Source organism: Shewanella sp. MM_2022_3 (assembly GCF_022557375.1).
GTDB lineage: Bacteria > Pseudomonadota > Gammaproteobacteria > Enterobacterales > Shewanellaceae > Shewanella > Shewanella xiamenensis.
On the sequence record NZ_JAKZGV010000125.1, the window covers coordinates 1 to 427 of the forward strand.

The window sequence follows — 427 nt, forward strand, 5'->3', positions numbered from 1 at the left end:
GAGACTAGGACGTTGATAGGTCAGGTGTGTAAGCGTTGTGAGGCGTTGAGCTAACTGATACTAATGACTCGAGAGGCTTAACCATACAACCCAGATGGGTTTTGCTAAGTAGCACTTAGCTTGAATATGAACACTTAAGAAGTGATACTCAAAACAGCTTTCTAAATTAACAAATAAAGGTTAATTACGCAGGTAATTGTACGGCAGACAAAGCCGTGACGAGCGAAGGGCGGAGTGTACGGTAGTACATGAGCACTGGAGTGAGGAAACAATGCCGTCAGACGTAGAATTAACTAGTAAGAATTTGCTTGGTGACAATAGCATTGTGGTCCCACCTGATCCCATCCCGAACTCAGAAGTGAAACGCAATCGCGCCGATGGTAGTGTGGGGTCTCCCCATGTGAGAGTAGGTCATCGCCAAGCGCCT

General features: G+C 46.4%; 2 rRNA genes. Both read left to right on the forward strand.

The features are described 5' to 3' along the window. Positions 1-85: ribosomal RNA gene (locus MMG82_RS21425) — 23S ribosomal RNA — on the forward strand; the annotation flags it as partial. 222 nt (positions 86-307) lie between these two features. Beyond that, positions 308-423 (forward strand): 5S ribosomal RNA (gene rrf / locus MMG82_RS21430). Positions 424-427: the final 4 nt, after the last annotated feature.